Below are 17,103 nucleotides of genomic sequence, written 5' to 3' on the forward strand. Positions count from 1 at the left end.
ATATACCTCTAACTAATCAATTTTAATTCTTATAACCGGCCGATATTCCATTTCCCATTCTTCAATTGGCTTTTTAAAGTAATCATGAACAGGAACAAAACCACTATCAAAAAAACTAGCATACTTTATGTATTTAGTTAAGTAGCCTTCTGGTAAAACCACACCATCCATAAAACGAAATGGATTATCAGTCATTAGATAGTTATCATCATCTTTTCTTATTTTTATTCCAAACTGATTCGGAAGATAATACAAACGATCTACGGTTTGCGGATCAAGTGAATTTCCCCAAGGAAAGAAAGTATTAGCACCACCGCTTTTTATGTAATAATATTCTCGTGCATCAATAAAATTAACTCCTCTTTTAGAAAAGTTTTCCATTAATTGATCGGGATGCAGAATACTTTTTTTAAAAACTTGGGCAACTTTTTCTAATGAATTTTCCCGCCAAAAAAAATGTGCCGTTTCTTTTTTAGTCTTAAAAAATTCTGCCAGCTCTGATTGAAATTTATTATTAACAACGGTTGAAATAATTTTTCTTCCATCATACATATTATAATATCCAACTGGAGTTCCGCTTACTGGTAACGCGGTTACTGATACAAGCATTGGATCAATTCTATAAGTATCACTTCGATTAACCGTGTATTTGTATGCGTAATCAAAAAATTTATGATATTGAGATTCTTTAACTTTAAGTTCTTTACTGCCGTCATTAATTGCAAAAAGAAGTTGATTCTTCTTAGTAAAAAGATCCCGATCATAGCTCATTTGAAATTCTTTGATCCCAGGAACAAAAACATATCTTAAACCATCAATAACTACCTCACAAAGTGTCATCTGCTGATTCATAAAACGATGTTCAACCTGTTTAATTTCTTGAATTTCACTTAAAGGACTAACAAAATATCGTAAGATCTGCTGAAAGTTCTTTAATTGTAAATCAGGTGCTAAATCATACCAAACGTCACTGTAAAGAGTCTTAAGCTCTTTCACTCTGCCCCTTCTTTCTCATCTGTCTTTTACCATAAGACTTAATTCGGTGTTTATACCCTGGTTTTATCTTACGCATTCTAGAAGGAATTACCACATCATAATGCTTATTTTTACTAAATTGATCTTGATGTTTTTTTCGACGATTACGACGATCAATTTTAAGCAATTCACCCTTTGATAACCTGACTTCTTGGAATTTAATGCCTTTTGCTTCAAGTTCTTTAATCTTGGTTTCATCCCGATGAAATAGAGTAATTGCGGTCCCTTTTTGTCCCATGCGGGCTGTTCTTCCAACTCGATGAATAAAATATTCGAGATTATCAGGAATATCATCATTAACTACTAAACTAATTCCAGGAATATCAATTCCTCGTGCTGCTAAATCGGTCGAAACGACAAAATTGTAATCCAGATGAAGAACTTTCTTCATTATTTGATGACGTCGACGACTTGGTAAATCACCATGAATTTGAGCGATATTTAATCCTTTTTCACTCAAAAATTGATAAATTTCTTCAACTCTCTTCTTAGTATTAGCAAAAATAAACACAAGGTATTCAGTTTTTCTAGTAATTAGGCGATAAATTAACTCTTCATTTGACAGCGATCGTGTTGATATCAAGTAATTATTAACATTTTCATTAATAACTTTATGGTTAGGAACTTCTTTCAGCTCAACATCTCCATGAAGATATTTTTTTATCATTACTTGAAGCTGTTGATTGATAGTTGCCGAAAACAGCATAATTTGATGATCTTTGGGCAAACCTTCCAATATTATATTTAAATCTTTGGCATTGCCTAAATCCATTGACATATCAGCTTCGTCAATTACCAAAGAAACAAATGAACTGTAATTTGCCCTTAAACTATTCATTAACTCAACGGTTCGTCCGGGAGTTCCGATAATAATTTGGGGGTGATTGTTTTCAATTTTTGTCTGAAGTCTGCTTACTTCTTTTCCGCCAATTAAAAGTTGAATTTTAGCTTGTTCAGGCAGTAATTTATTCAGCGCTTCTGCCATTGAATATAATTGTTCAGCTAACTCTCGACTAGGCGAAATAATTACTGTTTGAATTTGTTTACTACTAAAATCGAGATTATTAAAAATCGGTAACAAAAAAGCGTGACTTTTGCCACTGCCAGTTTCCGACATTCCAATCACGTTTTTCTTCTTTAACGCACTAAAAAAAATTCGTTCCTGAACTTTAGTTGGCTTTTTAAACCCTAGATTCTCAATTGCCGATAGTATTTCTGGCTTAAAATTATAAGCTGCAAAAGCTGACATTTTATGATCTTTATTATTTATAATTCTCTACCGTTCTTTCTAATTCTTTATAAATTTGTGATAATTCACGTTCATCTTCTGCATCTGCACCTGAGGCTAAAACATGCCCGCCTCCATGATGATTTTTGGCAATCTCATTAATCGGCGCATCTTTTGAACGTAAATGGACTCTAAAAGATAAATCCCTTTTTTGAACAAAAATAACCCACGCCTTAACATTTGAAAGGTGACCGGGAACAGATACTACCGTATGAGCTTGATCCATATTTAATTGATACTCACGCAAAGTATCGAGATAAATAATTGCCATTGCCGCTCCACTCGGACTAATTGTTAAGTGTTCTAAAACATACCCCTGTAAACGGCCTTGACCTAATGTAATTTCACTTAGACGGGCAGCAATTTTACTTGCATCAAAATCATGAGTCATTAAATTTGAAACAACCTCAAATGTATGTGAACTTGCATTTGAATATAAAAATCGTCCAGTATCACCGACAATTCCCGCATAAAGATATCTTGCCGCTTTACTATTAATTTTTAGTTCATTTTTTGACTGACTAACTATATCCCATAATACTTCACTTGAACTAGATGCCTCTGGTATAACATATCTGACATCACCATATTGATCATCATCTGGATGATGATCAATTTTAACAAGAGCCAAACCTTGATTATATCGTTCATCATCAATTCGAGGGGTATTAGCTGTATCTGTAACAATCACCAAAGAATTAGCAAAATCTTGATCTGTTAATTCATCCATTTTACCCATCCAGCTCAATGACGATCCGTTAGTCCCCCCAATTTTTATTTGTTTTTGGGGATATGAAAATTTTAATATTTCATAAAGACCCAATTGAGAGCCTAAAGCATCCGGATCTGGATGTTGATGACGTAAAACAATAATCTGTTGATGACTTGAAATTAATTTTAATATTTGTTGCACTTGATCATTCATGATCAAACCTTCTTTTCCTTAACCCTGATAGACCCAATAATTTTGATCCCGAGCTACTAATTCATTTGCAGATTTGGGACCCATTGATCCTGCTTCGTAGAAAAATTCATCACTTAAAGGAGCCTCATTCCAAAAACCAATAATCTGATCAATTAATTTCCAAGAAGCTGATAATTCTTGCCATTGAACAAAATTAGTTTTATCACCATTTAAAACATCGTGAACTAGTCGTTGGTATGCCTCTGGCATTTGATGATGTTCAGCATCTTTCAAGATCCTCTCCCCTGAAAATTGATCAAGGTTTCTATTATCACCGATAGACTTACCATTATATTTCAAACGATATCCCGAAACCGGATCAATTAAAATCGATAAGACATCAGACTGAGCCTCACTATAAATCCCGTCTTTTTTTGACTTAAAAACAACGTCAACTCGACTTTGTTTTTGCTTTAACCGTTTACCAGTCCTGAAATAAATAGGAACACCATTTAAAATATTATTTTGAATCACAAATTTACCAGCAGCAAAAGTTTCTATTTTTGAATCATCTGAAACCCCTTCTTCTTCACGATATCCTAAAAATCCGTTACCCGCTCGATACTGTCCGCGAACAAAATTATTCTTCAACTCTTCTTTAGAAAAATTATTAATACTGGCCAAAACTTGATATTTGTTGTTAACAAAATCTTTTGGATTTAATGATAATGGCTCCTCCATTGTTAAGAGAGTGATGATTTGAGAGATGTGATTTTGAACCATATCACGCAGCGCACCCGAATTTTCATAATAACCCGCTCTTTGTTCGACACCAACTTCTTCGGTCAAAGTAATCTGAATATTACTGATAAATTTATTGTTCCAAACCTCTTTCAAAATTGGATTAGCAAAGCGCAGAGGAACAATATTTTGAACAATCTCTTTTCCCAGATAATGATCAATTCGATAGATATCATCTTCAGAAAAAGCTTGTTTAATTTCATCGTTTAATTCTTTTGCACTATCAAAATCATGCCCAAACGGTTTTTCGATAACTAACCGATTAGGATGGTTCGAGTCTAAGAAATCTGAACGAGCCAAATTTTTGGCAATTGTACCAAATAAAGTTGGCGCCATCGCAAGGTAATAAATCCACGGACCATTAACATTAAATTTTTGGGCTATCTTGCTTGCCCTTTGTTTTAAAATGTGAAAGTGTTCAACATCATTAACGTCATTTGATTGATAAAAAAAATGTTTTACAAAAGATTGAGTATTTTCATCAGTAGCTCCGTTAACTTCTTTTATTGAATCCATTACAATATTTTCGTAATATTCATCAGGCCATTCGCGACGAGAAGTTCCAATAACTGCAAAATCTTTTTTTAAAACACCATTTAAATACAGTCTAAATAAGGATGGATATAATTTTCTTCTTGCCAGATCACCTGAACCGCCAAAAATAATAAATAATGCTTTGTTTTCTTTTTCCAATTTTCTCTTCCCGACTGGATACTAATCGTTATCTTTAGAAGCTGTTTCTTCGTTCGAATCATCGGAATTTTCTTCAGTTGTTTCTTTAGCTGTATCAGTATCTTCTTTTGTATTTAAATGCTCTTTTGGAAATTTATTATTATCAACAATTTGCATAATTGCTCCAAGTTCAAAAGTTAAGAAAATTCCATTAGCATCAAGAACAAATGTATTCTTGTTTTGATCTACTGAATCAACAACACCATGAAGTCCACTGCGAATAATTACAGCATCACCCTTTTTCACTTTAGAAAGCCGTTCTTGCTGTTCAGCCATTCTTTTCTTCTGAGGCTTAATTGTGAAAAAGTACATTGCAACAAACATTACAGCAATAAGTACTAACATCATCATTGTAGAACCACCACCACTAGCTTTAGCAGCCATTATATTAAAATTCAATTTAAATCCTCTTTTCTTTCTATATAACTAAATAACTAAAAATTTTTAGCATTCTTTTTGTTAAAACCATACTTTTCAAAAAACTCTTGTCTAAATTCTAACAGATTATCGTCCAAAATAGCTTGTCGAACTTGACGCATTAAATGGGTTAGAAAATAAAGGTTATGATAACTGACCAATCTTATTCCTAAGATCTCATGATTACTAAACAAACTGCGAATATATGCGCGAGAATAATTACGACAAGTATCACAATCACATTCTAAATCAAGCGGACTAAAATCTTCGTGATATTTAGCATTTTTAATTACGACCCGACCATGATGAGTCATTGCTGTACCATTACGAGCAATTCTAGTCGGCAAGACACAGTCAAAAATATCTACCCCTCTAATAACCCCGTCGATCAAAGAATCGGCCGTGCCAACTCCCATTAAATAACGAGGTTTATTTTCTGGCAAAATCGGTGTCGTATAAGATAGAACTTCATTCATCTCATCTTTAGTTTCTCCTACTGAAAGACCGCCAATCGAATACCCGGCAAAATCCATTGATGTTAAATCACGAGCACTTTGTTCTCTAAGATCTCGGTGTCCTCCACCCTGAACAATTCCAAATAATCCCTGGTCAGGCAGGCCGGTTTTTAAATGCTGATTTAAACCACGTTCTGCCCAGCGACTTGTCCGTTCTACTGCCTTTTTCATCTGATCATGATCGCTATAAAACGGTTCAAGAATATCAAGACTCATCATAATATCTGAATCAAGATCGTTTTGAACTTTGATCGATACTTCAGGTGACATGAACATTTCATCACCGCTTAAATGATTTTTAAATTTAATTCCTTCTTCAGTAAAATTACGTAAATCAGCCAGAGAAAAAGCTTGAAATCCCCCTGAATCAGTTAAAATGGGTTGATCCCAATTCATAAACTGATGCAAGCCGCCAGCTTTTTTGACAACATTCTCACCTGGTCTTACCCACATATGATATGTATTGACTAAAATAATGCCTGCACCTAGAGATTTTAGATCTCCATTAGACATTGATTTAACGGTTGCTTGGGTTCCAACCGGCATAAACATTGGGGTCTGATAGGTACCACGAGTTGTGACAATTTCTCCTGCTCTAGCAAGTGTACGAGAGTCTTTTTTTTCTAAACGGTATTTAATTGGCCAGTCCATATTATCTCAATTCTCTATTCAATAAACATTGCATCGCCAAAACTAAAGAAACGATACTTTTTTTCAATTGCATGCTCATAAGCAGCTAAAATTTGATCTCTTGAAGCAAACGAAGACACCAGCATTACGAGTGTTGACTTTGGAAGATGAAAATTAGTAATTAAAGCATCAACTGCTTCCCATTTAAATCCAGGATAAATAAAAATATCCGTATAACCGTTTGTCGAAACTATTTTACCATCGTTATTATGCGCAATGGTTTCAAGGGTTCTAACCACAGTTGTGCCATTAGCAATTATTCTTTTTCCATTTTTTTGAGTTTCATTAATCAAAGAAGCTGTTTTTTCATCTAAAATATAGTATTCGCTATGCATATGATGTTCTTTGACATTGTCTGAATTGACTGGGCGAAAAGTTCCTAACCCAACATGCAGAGTTAAATATGCAACATTAATGCCTTTTTCAGAAACTTTCTGTAATAACTCTTTAGTCCAATGAAGTCCTGCTGTTGGTGCTGCTGCTGAGCCCCAATTTTTGGCATAAACTGTTTGATAGCGATCTTTATCAGATAATTTTTCTTTGATGTAAGGAGGTAGAGGCATTTCACCCAATTGATCAAGAATTTCTAAGAATACTCCTTGGTAACTAAAAGTTACTAGAAATCTCCCTTCACCTAAATAATCATTAACTCTTGCGCGTAAAATCCCATTGCCAAAAGATACTTCAGTACCCGGGTGGAGATGACGGGCTGGCTTTGCAAGAACTTCCCAATCATTGTCTTTGGTGTTTTTCAAAAGCAAAAACTCAATATGTCCGTGAGTATCTTCTTTCTCGCCAATCAAACGAGCCGGCATCACTTTTGAATCATTTAAAACTAATGTGTCCCCTGGATTCAAATAATTAATTATATTGTAAAAATGCTCATCTTCCATTTTCCCAGTTTTACGATCAAGTACTAATAATCGTGAACTTGAACGATCAGAAATTGGTGTTTGAGCGATCAATTCTTTTGGTAAATCGTAATCATAACTTTCAGTTGATAATAAATTTATTTCACTTGTCAAAATTCTATTCTTTTCTAATTTTTTCTAAATGTGCAATTCCCTTTGGGGTTATTATCCGACCAGACGGTGTTCTGGCAATAAAACCTACCTGTAATAAATAAGGTTCATAAATTTCTTCGATTGTTTCACTTTTTTCGCCAAGGTTTGCAGCAATTGTTCTTATTCCAACAGCACGCCCTTTATATAAGTCGTACATTAACTCGAGAATTTTTCGATCAAGGGAATCTAATCCTTTAGAATCGACCTGGAGCTGTTTTAGAGCAAGATCTGCAATTTTTTTATCAATGATTGACTTATTTTCAACTTGTGCGAAATCTCTAATTCGACGTAACAATCGATTAGCAATTCTCGGAGTCCCTCTAGAACGCAATGCAATTTCTTTAGCTCCAGCTGCCGTAATTTCATAATCAAGAATATTAGCTGAACGCATTATAATTTGCTGTAAATCAACTGTATTGTAAAAGTTTAATCTCTCAGAAATTCCAAATCGATCACGCAAAGGAGCAGTTAACATTCCAGCTCTTGTTGTTGCTCCAACTAAGGTAAATGGCGGAACATCAAGATGAACCATTCTAGTGCCTTCTTGACCATTTAAATTAATATCCAAATAATAGTCTTCCATTACGCTATAAAGAATTTCTTCAATTGAGCGGGGAATCCGATGAATTTCATCAATAAACAAAACATCTCCTGGTTCAAGTGAAGAAATAATTGAAACTAAATCTCCTGCTTTTTCAATTGCTGGACCGCTTGTAGTTTTAATATTCGCATGAAGTTCATTAGCAATAATATTAGCGAGGGTCGTCTTTCCAAGACCCGGAGGTCCATAAAAAAGAACGTGATCCATTGCTTCTTCTCTCATCTGAGCAGCTTTAATATAAATTTCTAGTTCAGATTTTACCTTATCTTGTCCAATGTAACTATCTAATGTCTGCGGGCGAATCGTTTTGTTTTCTTGCTCTTCTTCCTCATCGGCAATCGAACTATTTAATAAATCGTTTTCGTCTTGGTCCATATCACCTATCCGTTAAAATACTAAGCCCCTTTTTTAAATATTCTTGGGTACTAAGTTCACTAGAATCTTTTTGCAGTGTTTTCCCAACTTGATTTACTTCTCTTTCGGTAAATCCTAACGCTGCTAAAGCATCCATTGCGTCACGTAATGAACTATTTTGAGATTCTGAATTATTTAAATCACTATTAAGCTCAACAGTTCCCAATTTTCCTTTTAAATCTAAAATAATCTGCTGAGCAGTCCTTTTCCCAACCCCTGGAAAACGAGTTAACATTTTCACATCATTAGTTTCAACTGCTTCAGCCAAATTTGCTGCGTCTTTTGAAGCAACAATCGCATGAGCACTTTTTGGGCCAATCCCAGAGACCTTTAATAACTTTTCAAAAAGCTCAAGCTCAGCTATTGTTTTAAAACCGTAAAGACTTAATTCTGTATCAGTAGATACCAAATGAGTAAAAAGTCTTACCGTTTCACCTAAATTAAAAGAATACGGATCACCACTTTTTAAGCGATAACCAATTCCATTGACATTAAGAATAACTGCTCCTGCTTCAATTTGATCTACAATTCCTTCTAAAAAAGCAAACATTTGTTCCTCACAAGTTTAACACTTTTACACTAAAATAGGTGGAACGCCGCACCAGCAATAATTACAATCACTCCTAATGCAATTCGATACCAGCCAAATACTTTAAAATCATGTTTCTTTAAATAATTCAAGAAAAATACTATTGCAAGCCAGGCAACGATCATGGAGACGATAAATCCGACTGCCAAAGTTGCAACTTCTAGGCCACTCATCATTCCACCGTGAAGAAAGAATTTTCCTAATTTTAAAATTGTTACACCGAACATCGTAGGTATTGCAAGAAAAAAGGAAAACTCAGTGGCTGCCATCCGGCTCATGCCTAAAATTAAAGCTCCTAAAATTGTCGCACCTGAACGTGAGGTCCCAGGAACCAGACTCAAAACTTGAAAACAGCCAATTAAAAATGCAAGTTTATAAGTCATGCCTTTAAGATTTCGACGTCTAATTCCCCGATTTCGATTCCAATTTTCAATCACAATGAAAAGAATTCCATAAATAATCAGAGTTGCAGAAACAACCATCCAATTCATTAAATGTTCATCCATCCAACTGTTTAGCGGTAGACCAATTATAACCGAAGGCAACACTCCAACAATCACGTAAAACCATAACTGCCAAGTATCTTTTTTCTGCTGCTCATCTTTTTGACTTGAAAAAGGATTTAAACGATGAAAATAAATGAAAATTACCGCTAAAATTGCTCCTAATTGGATCACATAACTGAACATCGTCCAAAAATTAGCATCAAATGGCATAACTTTAGCATGTGGATCAACGGTTGTAGGAATCTTCATCAGGTTTTCAACTAGAACAATGTGTCCGGTTGAGCTAATTGGAAGAAATTCAGTAATCCCTTCGACGATTCCAATAATCACAGCTTGAAAAATTTGTAACATTGCTATTCCAATCTAATATATTTTATTATAACTAATCTACACTCAATCCAATATCATGTAAATGCGGATCTTGAAGTCGTTTAAACATTCGATCTAAATCATGATTGGTAATTTGGACTAAAACGGGTCGTCCATGTGGACAGTTAAATGGGTTTTCACAGGTTGAAAGTTTTTGAATCAATTCTCTAGCTTCAGAATCCGAAAGAAATTGATGGGCCTTGATTGCCCTTTTACAACTCATCATCTTAGCGGTCTTAATTCTAAAATTCTCGAGGTTAATTTTATGATTTGAAAGAATAAAATCAACCATTTCCTTAATCGTATCTTTAACCTGATTAGATTTAATCCACGAAGGATACTGGTTAATCATAAAACTATTTCCGCCAAATTCATTAAAATGAAGGCCCAAACTTTCAATAACATCCATTTTCTCTTTGATTTCAATGAAATCACTTTTAGAGAACTCTAGAACAATTGGAACTAATAAAGATTGCTCACTTGAATCTTCTTGACCGAGCTTTTTACTGTAATATTCAAAATTGATTCTCTCTTGAGCCGCATGCTGATCAATGATATAAAGACCATCTTTAGTATTGGTTATCAGATAGGTCCCTTGAACTTGTCCTGCATACTCCATTTGCGGGAATCTATTTTGAGAGTTAGTTTCGGCAAAAAGGTTGTTATCTTTTGGTAACGATTCAACTTGCTTATTTTCTTTATCGTTCTCAAAAGGAGCTAATTTTTTCTCTTTAGAATAAAATTGATCCCATTGTTCAATCTTCTGTTTTTCTTCTGGTAAAAACAAGGGAATTTCTGAGAAATCATTTTGATTAGGTTTTTCGATTTCAAAATGAGGCAACGGATCTTCAGAAGCTACAATATCTTCTTTAATATGTTCAACTTTACGATTCTTATTTTGGGTAAAATAATCGACTGTTTCATGACTTAATGATTCAAAATGTTTTTGCATTTCTGCAGCCGGTTCCAAAAGATCAGAAAATCCAATTTTATCTGTATTAGCTTCGGGAATTAAATCTAATTTTGCCAGACTTTGATCAACAGATTTAACAATTAACTCACCCAACTGATCAACTTTAGATATTTTAAGCTCTTGCTTAGAGGGATGAATATTTACATCTACCAAATGCGGATCTAATTTAATGTCGATAACTGCGGTTGGAAACCTTCCTACCATCAGCTTAGTTCGGTACCCTTCTAACAAATAGCGGGTTAATTCAATGCTTTTAACTGCCCGTCCATTAACACTAAAATTAATATTTCTCCGATTTGCGCGGGTAAAGTTGGGTAAAGAAACCAGCCCATTTAAAGAAAAATCATCATCCTGCCCTTTAATATCAATAAGATTTCGAGCTTCTTCAACCCCGTAAATTCCAGCAACAGTCTGTCTAAAATCATTATTTCCAACAGTTCTAAGAACTTCTTTGCCATTAGAATAAAGCGAAAATGAAATGCCAGGCTGACTCATTGCAATTCTTTGAACAATATCAGTAATATGTCTTAATTCTGTCGAAATGCTCTTTAAATATTTTAATCGAACGGGGGTGTTATAAAAAAGGTCTTTAACAATTACAGTTGTTCCGACAGATTTACTGATATCTTTTTCTGAATCAATCTTTGCTCCTGCTCCTGAAACTAGCTTGCCCAATTGGCCTTTTGTCTGTGATTCAATTGTAAATCGCGAAATCTGAGTAATACTTGCTAACGCTTCTCCTCGAAAACCCATTGTTCTTAATTGAAAGATGTCGCGTGTTCGCTCCACTTTACTAGTAGCGTGTGCCGTGATTGCAAGTTTCATTTCATCCGGCGAAATCCCGCTGCCATTGTCTGTTACCTTGATTTCGTCAATTCCAGCTTGCTTTACAAAAATTCTAATATCATTAGCGTTTGCGTCAATTGCATTTTCAATTAATTCTTTTACAACCGAAGCTGGTCGCTCAATTACTTCGCCAGCAGCAATCACATTAATCATGTCATCTGATAAAAGATGAATTTTATTCGTCATCTATTTGATTCACCTCTTTTTGTAAATCGGCAATTACATTCATTGCTTCTATTGGGGTTAAATTATTAAGATCAACTGCTTGAATCTTTTGAGCTAGTTCTTTTAGCGGCAATAAATCATTATCATCTATGTTATCTTGATAAAAAAGATTTTCCTGACTGAAATGATTTGTAGGAGAAATTGTCGAAGTTTTTTCAAATTCACGTAAGTAATGGAAAGCATCTTTCACCACTTGTTTAGGAAGTCCCGCTAACTGGGCTACGTGAACCCCGTAAGAACGATCAGAAGGGCCATCCATCATTTTGTGAATGAAAATTAATTTTCCCTTTTTTAAAACCGCACCAACATGCTTATTATTAAGATTTCGCATTTGAGCAGATAATTGCGTAAGTTCATGATAGTGAGTTGAAAACAATGTTTTAGCATGAACGTTTTCACTTAAATATTTAATAATTGCAATTGCTATTGCCATTCCATCATAAGTTGCAGTTCCTCGGCCGATTTCATCCATCAAAATTAAACTGTTACTAGTGGATTCTTGTAAAGCTCGATTAGCTTCTTTCATTTCCACCATAAACGTACTTTCGCCGGTTAACAAGTTATCGCTTGCCCCAATCCGCGTGAAAATTTGATCAAATAACGGTAATTCGGCCTTATCCGCGGGAACAAAACTGCCAATTTGTGCCATGATTACAATCAATCCTAATTGTCTCATATAAGTGCTTTTCCCTGACATATTAGGACCAGTAATGATCGTAATTTCATTGTCTTCTGGCATTAAAACATCGTTTGGTACAAAATCTACCATTGAGTCTGACAATTCTACAACTGGATGCCTAGATTCTACTAATTGAATTTCTCTTTTTTGATTTATAACTGGTTTTACATAATGATTTTTTTCGGCGTCTTCACTAAATGTATTTAAAACATCTAATTTTGCTATTTGAGCTGCTAATTTTTGAACTTCTGGCAGCCGATTTTTAATTTGATCCCTAATTTGATTAAAAATTTCATATTCTAGTTTTGCAGAATTATCTCTAGCACTTAAAATCAAATTTTCGTGCTCTTTTAATTCCGGCGTAATATAACGTTCCGCATTTGCTAGAGTTTGTTTACGCTGATAATTATCAGGTACTTTACCTTGGTTCACTCTCGAAACTTCGATGTAATAACCAAATACGCGATTATATCCAACCTTTAACTTGCTAATTCCCGTTCTTTCTTTTTCATGAGCTTCCATCTGAGCAATCCAATTACGTCCACCAGTAAGGCTGTCACGGTATTTATCAAGCTGAGCATCATAGCCGTCACAAATAATATCGCCTTCTGTGATTACAATCGGCGCATCTTCTTTAATTGACCGTTCAATAAGTTCAGCTATATCTGATAAAGATTCTAAACTATCACTATAGTCTTTTAAGACTTGCTCACTGGAGTCATTTAATGAAGCCTTAATTTTTGGAATTTCCTGCAATGCTTTTTTAAGCATCGTCATTTCACGAGCATTAATATTACCAAAAGCAATTTTTGAACTTAAGTGTTCTAAATCATAAACCTTTTTCAATTCTTCTTTTAAATCACTTCTAAGTACATATTCTTTTAAAAGTGCTCCAACGTACCCTTGTCTTTTTTGAATTTCCGAAGAATCCAGTAAAGGACGTTCAATCCAATTGCGAAGTAATCTCGAACCCATTGTGGTAGATGTTTTATCAAGGGCCCAAAAAAGTGAACCATACTTTTTTCCTTCTCTTAAAGAACGAGTTAATTCCAAATTTTGTTTAGATGCGTAATCAATCGATAAAAATTCTTCGGGCTCGTAGTACTTAGGATCATTCAAGTTAGAAAGCGAGCGCATTTGAGTATTTTTAATATAAGATAACAAAAGATTTAAAGCATCTTTTGAAACATCTTTTTTTTCTGGTTTAAATGAAGTTTCAGATATTGTTAATTTACGATTAGCTAAGGCCTTTTTTATTCTTGAAGAGTTTGAATTAATGGTGACAATTTCCCGCGAATTTAAGCCCAAAACTTCATAAATTGCTGCATTAAGATTTGAAAATTTAGTATATTTTAGCTCTCCTGTGGAAAGATCAGCATAAGCTAAACCGATTTCTGGCACTCCAATTAATATTGCAGATAAATAATTATTATTGGTTAAATCTTGATCACTTATGTACGTACCTGGTGTTACTACCTGTGTTACTTCTCGCTTAACAGTTGGACCAGTTGAAGATTTCGGATCTTCTACCTGATCACAAAGTGCAGCTTTATAACCCATTTCAGTTAATTCTGACAAGTATTTATCAATTGCATGATGGGGTACCCCGCACATTGGAATCTGTTCATCAGCGCTTTTTGATCTAGAGGTTAACGTCAATTCTAATAGTTGAGATCCTTTAACAGCATCGTCGTAAAACATTTCATAAAAATCTCCCACTCTAAAAAACAAGAAAGCATCGGGATAAATTTCTTTTATTTCGCGATATTGCCTCATCATTGGACTATCTGAAACTTTTTGTGGCATTTTGCTCCTTCTATTAAAAATCTAATTAGCTTACATTATAACAACTGTTTTTTACCTAAATCAAAAAAAGAAACTAATCAGTAAAAATACTGTCAGTTTCTCTTTTTGATTTATTTTCTAATCAGCTAACTAAATATCAATATATTTCTTAACTAATTGAATGTTATCTTCGTTAGTAACACTTTCATTAACTGCTTTTTCAGCCAATTCAACAACTTTACTCGTATCTATCCTCTTCATCAAAGAACGGATCTTTAAAATTGAAGTAGCAGACATTGAATATTCATCAAGTCCCATTCCTAAAAGAATACAGTCCATGATTGGATCCCCTGCAGCTTCACCGCACATGCCAACCCATTTTCCTTCTTTATGAGCAGAATCGATAATATTCTTGACTAATCGTAAAATTGCTGGATTATAAGGTTGATAAAGATATGACACACGATCATTTCCTCTGTCAGCAGCCATTGTATACTGAATTAAATCGTTAGTTCCAATACTAAAGAAATCAGTAACTTTTGCAAACTTATCAGCTAAAACTGCAGCTGCCGGAATTTCCATCATCATTCCGACTTCGATATCATCAGAAACTGGAGTTCCTGCAGCCTTCAACTTATCAAACTCTTCTTGGAATATTGCTTTAGCCTGCTTAAATTCATTAACTGTAGCAATCATTGGGAACATGATTCCCAGACTACCATAATGAGAAGCACGGATTAATGCTCTAAGCTGAGTTCTAAAAATATCTTGCTTGTTAAGACTGATTCTGATTGCTCGATAGCCAAGAAACGGATTTTGTTCTTCTGGTAATGGTAAATATGGAAGATGTTTATCTCCCCCAATATCCATCGTTCGAACAACAACTTGTTTCCCATTCATTCCAGCTAAAACCTTGCGGTAAGCTTCAAATTGGTCATCTTCTGTTGGCAATTCTGATGAATCCATGTAAAGAAATTCTGTCCGGTATAAGCCAATGGCTTCTCCACCATTATCAAGAACTCCATCTAAATCCTTTGGAGTACCAATATTAGCTCCCAAAATGAAATGCTTTCCGTCAGCAGTAATTGTCGACTCATTTTTTAGTTTAGCCCATTCCTCTTTTTGCTGAACAAAATCTTTGCCAGCTTTTTCAAATTGAGAAATTTCATCTGCTGTTGGATCAATAATTACATCACCAGTAATTCCGTTGACCGCAATTTTTACATCACCCGCGCTTTGAACAAGATCCGTTGCTTTATCAGTTCCAACTACAGCTGGAATTTCCAAAGAACGGGCCATAATAGCTGAGTGAGCTGTTCTACCGCCAACATCAGTAACAAAAGCTTTGACATATTTACGATTAAGCTGAGCAGTATCACTAGGCGCGAGATCCTTAGCAATGATTACAACTTCTTCATTAATCATCGTCGGATCTGGTAAATTAACTCCCAAAAGATGACTCATTACTCGTTTAGTAACGTCTCTAATATCAGCAGCCCGCTCTTTCATGTAGTCGTTATCTGTCATCGCTTCAAATGTTGAAATGAAATTACCAGATACGTCTGAAAGTGCAGCTTCAGCATTTTCCTTTTGATCTTCAATTTCTTGTTTGATCGTACCGATGAAATCAGGATCAGCTAAAATCATAATATGCGCTTCAAAAACTTGAGCTTCTTCAGTTCCAATTGTTTTTTCAGCATGATCTTTTATTTTTTCAAGTTCAGTCTTGGATTGATCTAAAGCGCTATCTAAGCGAGCCTTTTCTTTTTCAACGTCAGTAATACTTTTTTTGCTGAACGAAAGATCAGGTTGAACAAGCAGGTAGGCTTTAGCTACGGCAACACCATCACTGGCAGCAATACCTTTTAATAGCTCACTCACTATTCTGATAATCCTTCTTTAGTCATCGTTTCAACAATAGATTTCATTGCGTCATCTGCATCGTCACCTTCAGCAGTGATTGTTACGTCTGCACCTTGACCAACGCCCAATGACATTACACCCATAATTGATTTTAGGTTTACAGATTTGCCCTTATATTCTAATTTAATATCAGATTTAAAGTTACTTGCAGTCTGAACTAAAATAGTTGCTGGACGTGCATGAATTCCTGTTTCTGCAATAATATGAAAATCTTTAGATGCCATTTTTATTTACTCCTTTTAAATTTACGTTTAGGGATTAACCCTACAATTGAAAAGGTTATCATTTTTTTGGAAAATAAACAATAGAAAAAAGGTGATCTAATTATGAAGAAATCGTTTACTATATGTGAACAAATATCTTATTGATTATTCTTTTGGTACATAACGATATAATACATCTCCGTCCTTTAATGCCTTACCCACGATCTCATCATGATTAGGATATTGAACCCATGCTTGATGAAAAGCCGGAAAATCTTGATGTTTCACCAAAAATTCTTTTCCGGGTTCGGCAATCATTTTTTTTATTAATTCTTTATAATCTTCCATTTTTACCTCTGCAATTTATGACTCTTCGGTTCTTTGATTAATATAAATTACAATATAAAATTTTTATTAAAAGTCAAAAAAATAATTAAAAAATTTTAACTTTTAAAAATAATTAAAAAATTCTGTATTTTTTTAATTTTTCGTTATATACTTTACTATGTCAAGAAAGGTCAAACTTTTTTGAGGCCTTATGAAA

15 protein-coding genes are annotated in these 17,103 nt (G+C 34.4%); all 15 read right to left on the minus strand.

Features of this window, described 5'->3' with window-relative positions:
- Positions 1-12 precede the first annotated feature (12 nt).
- A complete protein-coding gene (locus R8749_RS06595; RefSeq protein WP_317695169.1) occupies positions 13-996 on the minus strand; it encodes a hypothetical protein in 984 nt (327 codons plus the stop codon).
- Positions 983-2,284, minus strand: a complete 1,302-nt coding sequence (locus R8749_RS06600; RefSeq protein ID WP_317695171.1) for a DEAD/DEAH box helicase — start codon at positions 2,282-2,284, stop codon at positions 983-985. Before R8749_RS06600 ends, R8749_RS06595 begins: the two co-directional genes overlap by 14 nt.
- A 13-nt stretch (positions 2,285-2,297) precedes the next feature.
- Positions 2,298-3,248: a DHH family phosphoesterase gene (locus R8749_RS06605; RefSeq protein WP_317695173.1), complete on the minus strand. Its 951-nt coding sequence runs from the start codon at positions 3,246-3,248 to the stop codon at positions 2,298-2,300.
- Positions 3,249-3,266: 18 nt separating this feature from the next.
- Positions 3,267-4,721 (minus strand): glucose-6-phosphate dehydrogenase, encoded by a 1,455-nt coding sequence (zwf, locus tag R8749_RS06610; RefSeq protein ID WP_317695175.1) that lies wholly within the window; start codon positions 4,719-4,721, stop codon positions 3,267-3,269.
- Between the two features lie 21 nt (positions 4,722-4,742).
- Positions 4,743-5,159: a preprotein translocase subunit YajC gene (gene yajC / locus R8749_RS06615; protein WP_317695177.1), complete on the minus strand. Its 417-nt coding sequence runs from the start codon at positions 5,157-5,159 to the stop codon at positions 4,743-4,745.
- A gap of 35 nt (positions 5,160-5,194) precedes the next feature.
- Positions 5,195-6,343 carry a tRNA guanosine(34) transglycosylase Tgt gene (gene tgt / locus R8749_RS06620; RefSeq protein ID WP_317695179.1) on the minus strand — a complete coding sequence of 383 codons (1,149 nt, stop codon included), beginning with the start codon at positions 6,341-6,343 and terminating at the stop codon, positions 5,195-5,197.
- A gap of 14 nt (positions 6,344-6,357) precedes the next feature.
- A complete protein-coding gene (queA, locus tag R8749_RS06625; RefSeq protein WP_317695181.1) occupies positions 6,358-7,407 on the minus strand; it encodes a tRNA preQ1(34) S-adenosylmethionine ribosyltransferase-isomerase QueA in 1,050 nt (349 codons plus the stop codon).
- Between the two features lie 4 nt (positions 7,408-7,411).
- Complete coding sequence (gene ruvB, locus R8749_RS06630) at positions 7,412-8,422, minus strand: Holliday junction branch migration DNA helicase RuvB (RefSeq protein WP_317695183.1); 1,011 nt, start codon at positions 8,420-8,422, stop codon at positions 7,412-7,414.
- A gap of 1 nt (position 8,423) precedes the next feature.
- Positions 8,424-9,011, minus strand: coding sequence for a Holliday junction branch migration protein RuvA (gene ruvA, locus R8749_RS06635; protein ID WP_317695186.1), 588 nt, complete (start codon positions 9,009-9,011; stop codon positions 8,424-8,426).
- 29 nt (positions 9,012-9,040) lie between these two features.
- Entirely contained in the window at positions 9,041-9,907 is an 867-nt protein-coding gene (locus R8749_RS06640; RefSeq protein ID WP_317695189.1) for an undecaprenyl-diphosphate phosphatase, read from the minus strand.
- Between the two features lie 31 nt (positions 9,908-9,938).
- Entirely contained in the window at positions 9,939-11,930 is a 1,992-nt protein-coding gene (gene mutL / locus R8749_RS06645) for a DNA mismatch repair endonuclease MutL (RefSeq protein ID WP_317695191.1), read from the minus strand.
- Positions 11,920-14,454, minus strand: coding sequence for a DNA mismatch repair protein MutS (gene mutS, locus R8749_RS06650; protein WP_317695193.1), 2,535 nt, complete (start codon positions 14,452-14,454; stop codon positions 11,920-11,922). The genes mutL and mutS overlap by 11 nt, the downstream gene beginning before the upstream one ends.
- A gap of 129 nt (positions 14,455-14,583) precedes the next feature.
- Positions 14,584-16,314, minus strand: a complete 1,731-nt coding sequence (gene ptsP, locus R8749_RS06655) for a phosphoenolpyruvate--protein phosphotransferase (protein WP_317695195.1) — start codon at positions 16,312-16,314, stop codon at positions 14,584-14,586.
- Entirely contained in the window at positions 16,314-16,580 is a 267-nt protein-coding gene (locus R8749_RS06660; RefSeq protein ID WP_317695197.1) for a phosphocarrier protein HPr, read from the minus strand. Before R8749_RS06660 ends, ptsP begins: the two co-directional genes overlap by 1 nt.
- A gap of 144 nt (positions 16,581-16,724) precedes the next feature.
- Positions 16,725-16,907 carry a hypothetical protein gene (locus tag R8749_RS06665; protein WP_317695199.1) on the minus strand — a complete coding sequence of 61 codons (183 nt, stop codon included), beginning with the start codon at positions 16,905-16,907 and terminating at the stop codon, positions 16,725-16,727.
- Between the last annotated feature and the right edge of the window lie 196 nt (positions 16,908-17,103).

Source organism: Xylocopilactobacillus apis (genome assembly GCF_033095965.1).
GTDB lineage: Bacteria > Bacillota > Bacilli > Lactobacillales > Lactobacillaceae > Xylocopilactobacillus > Xylocopilactobacillus apis.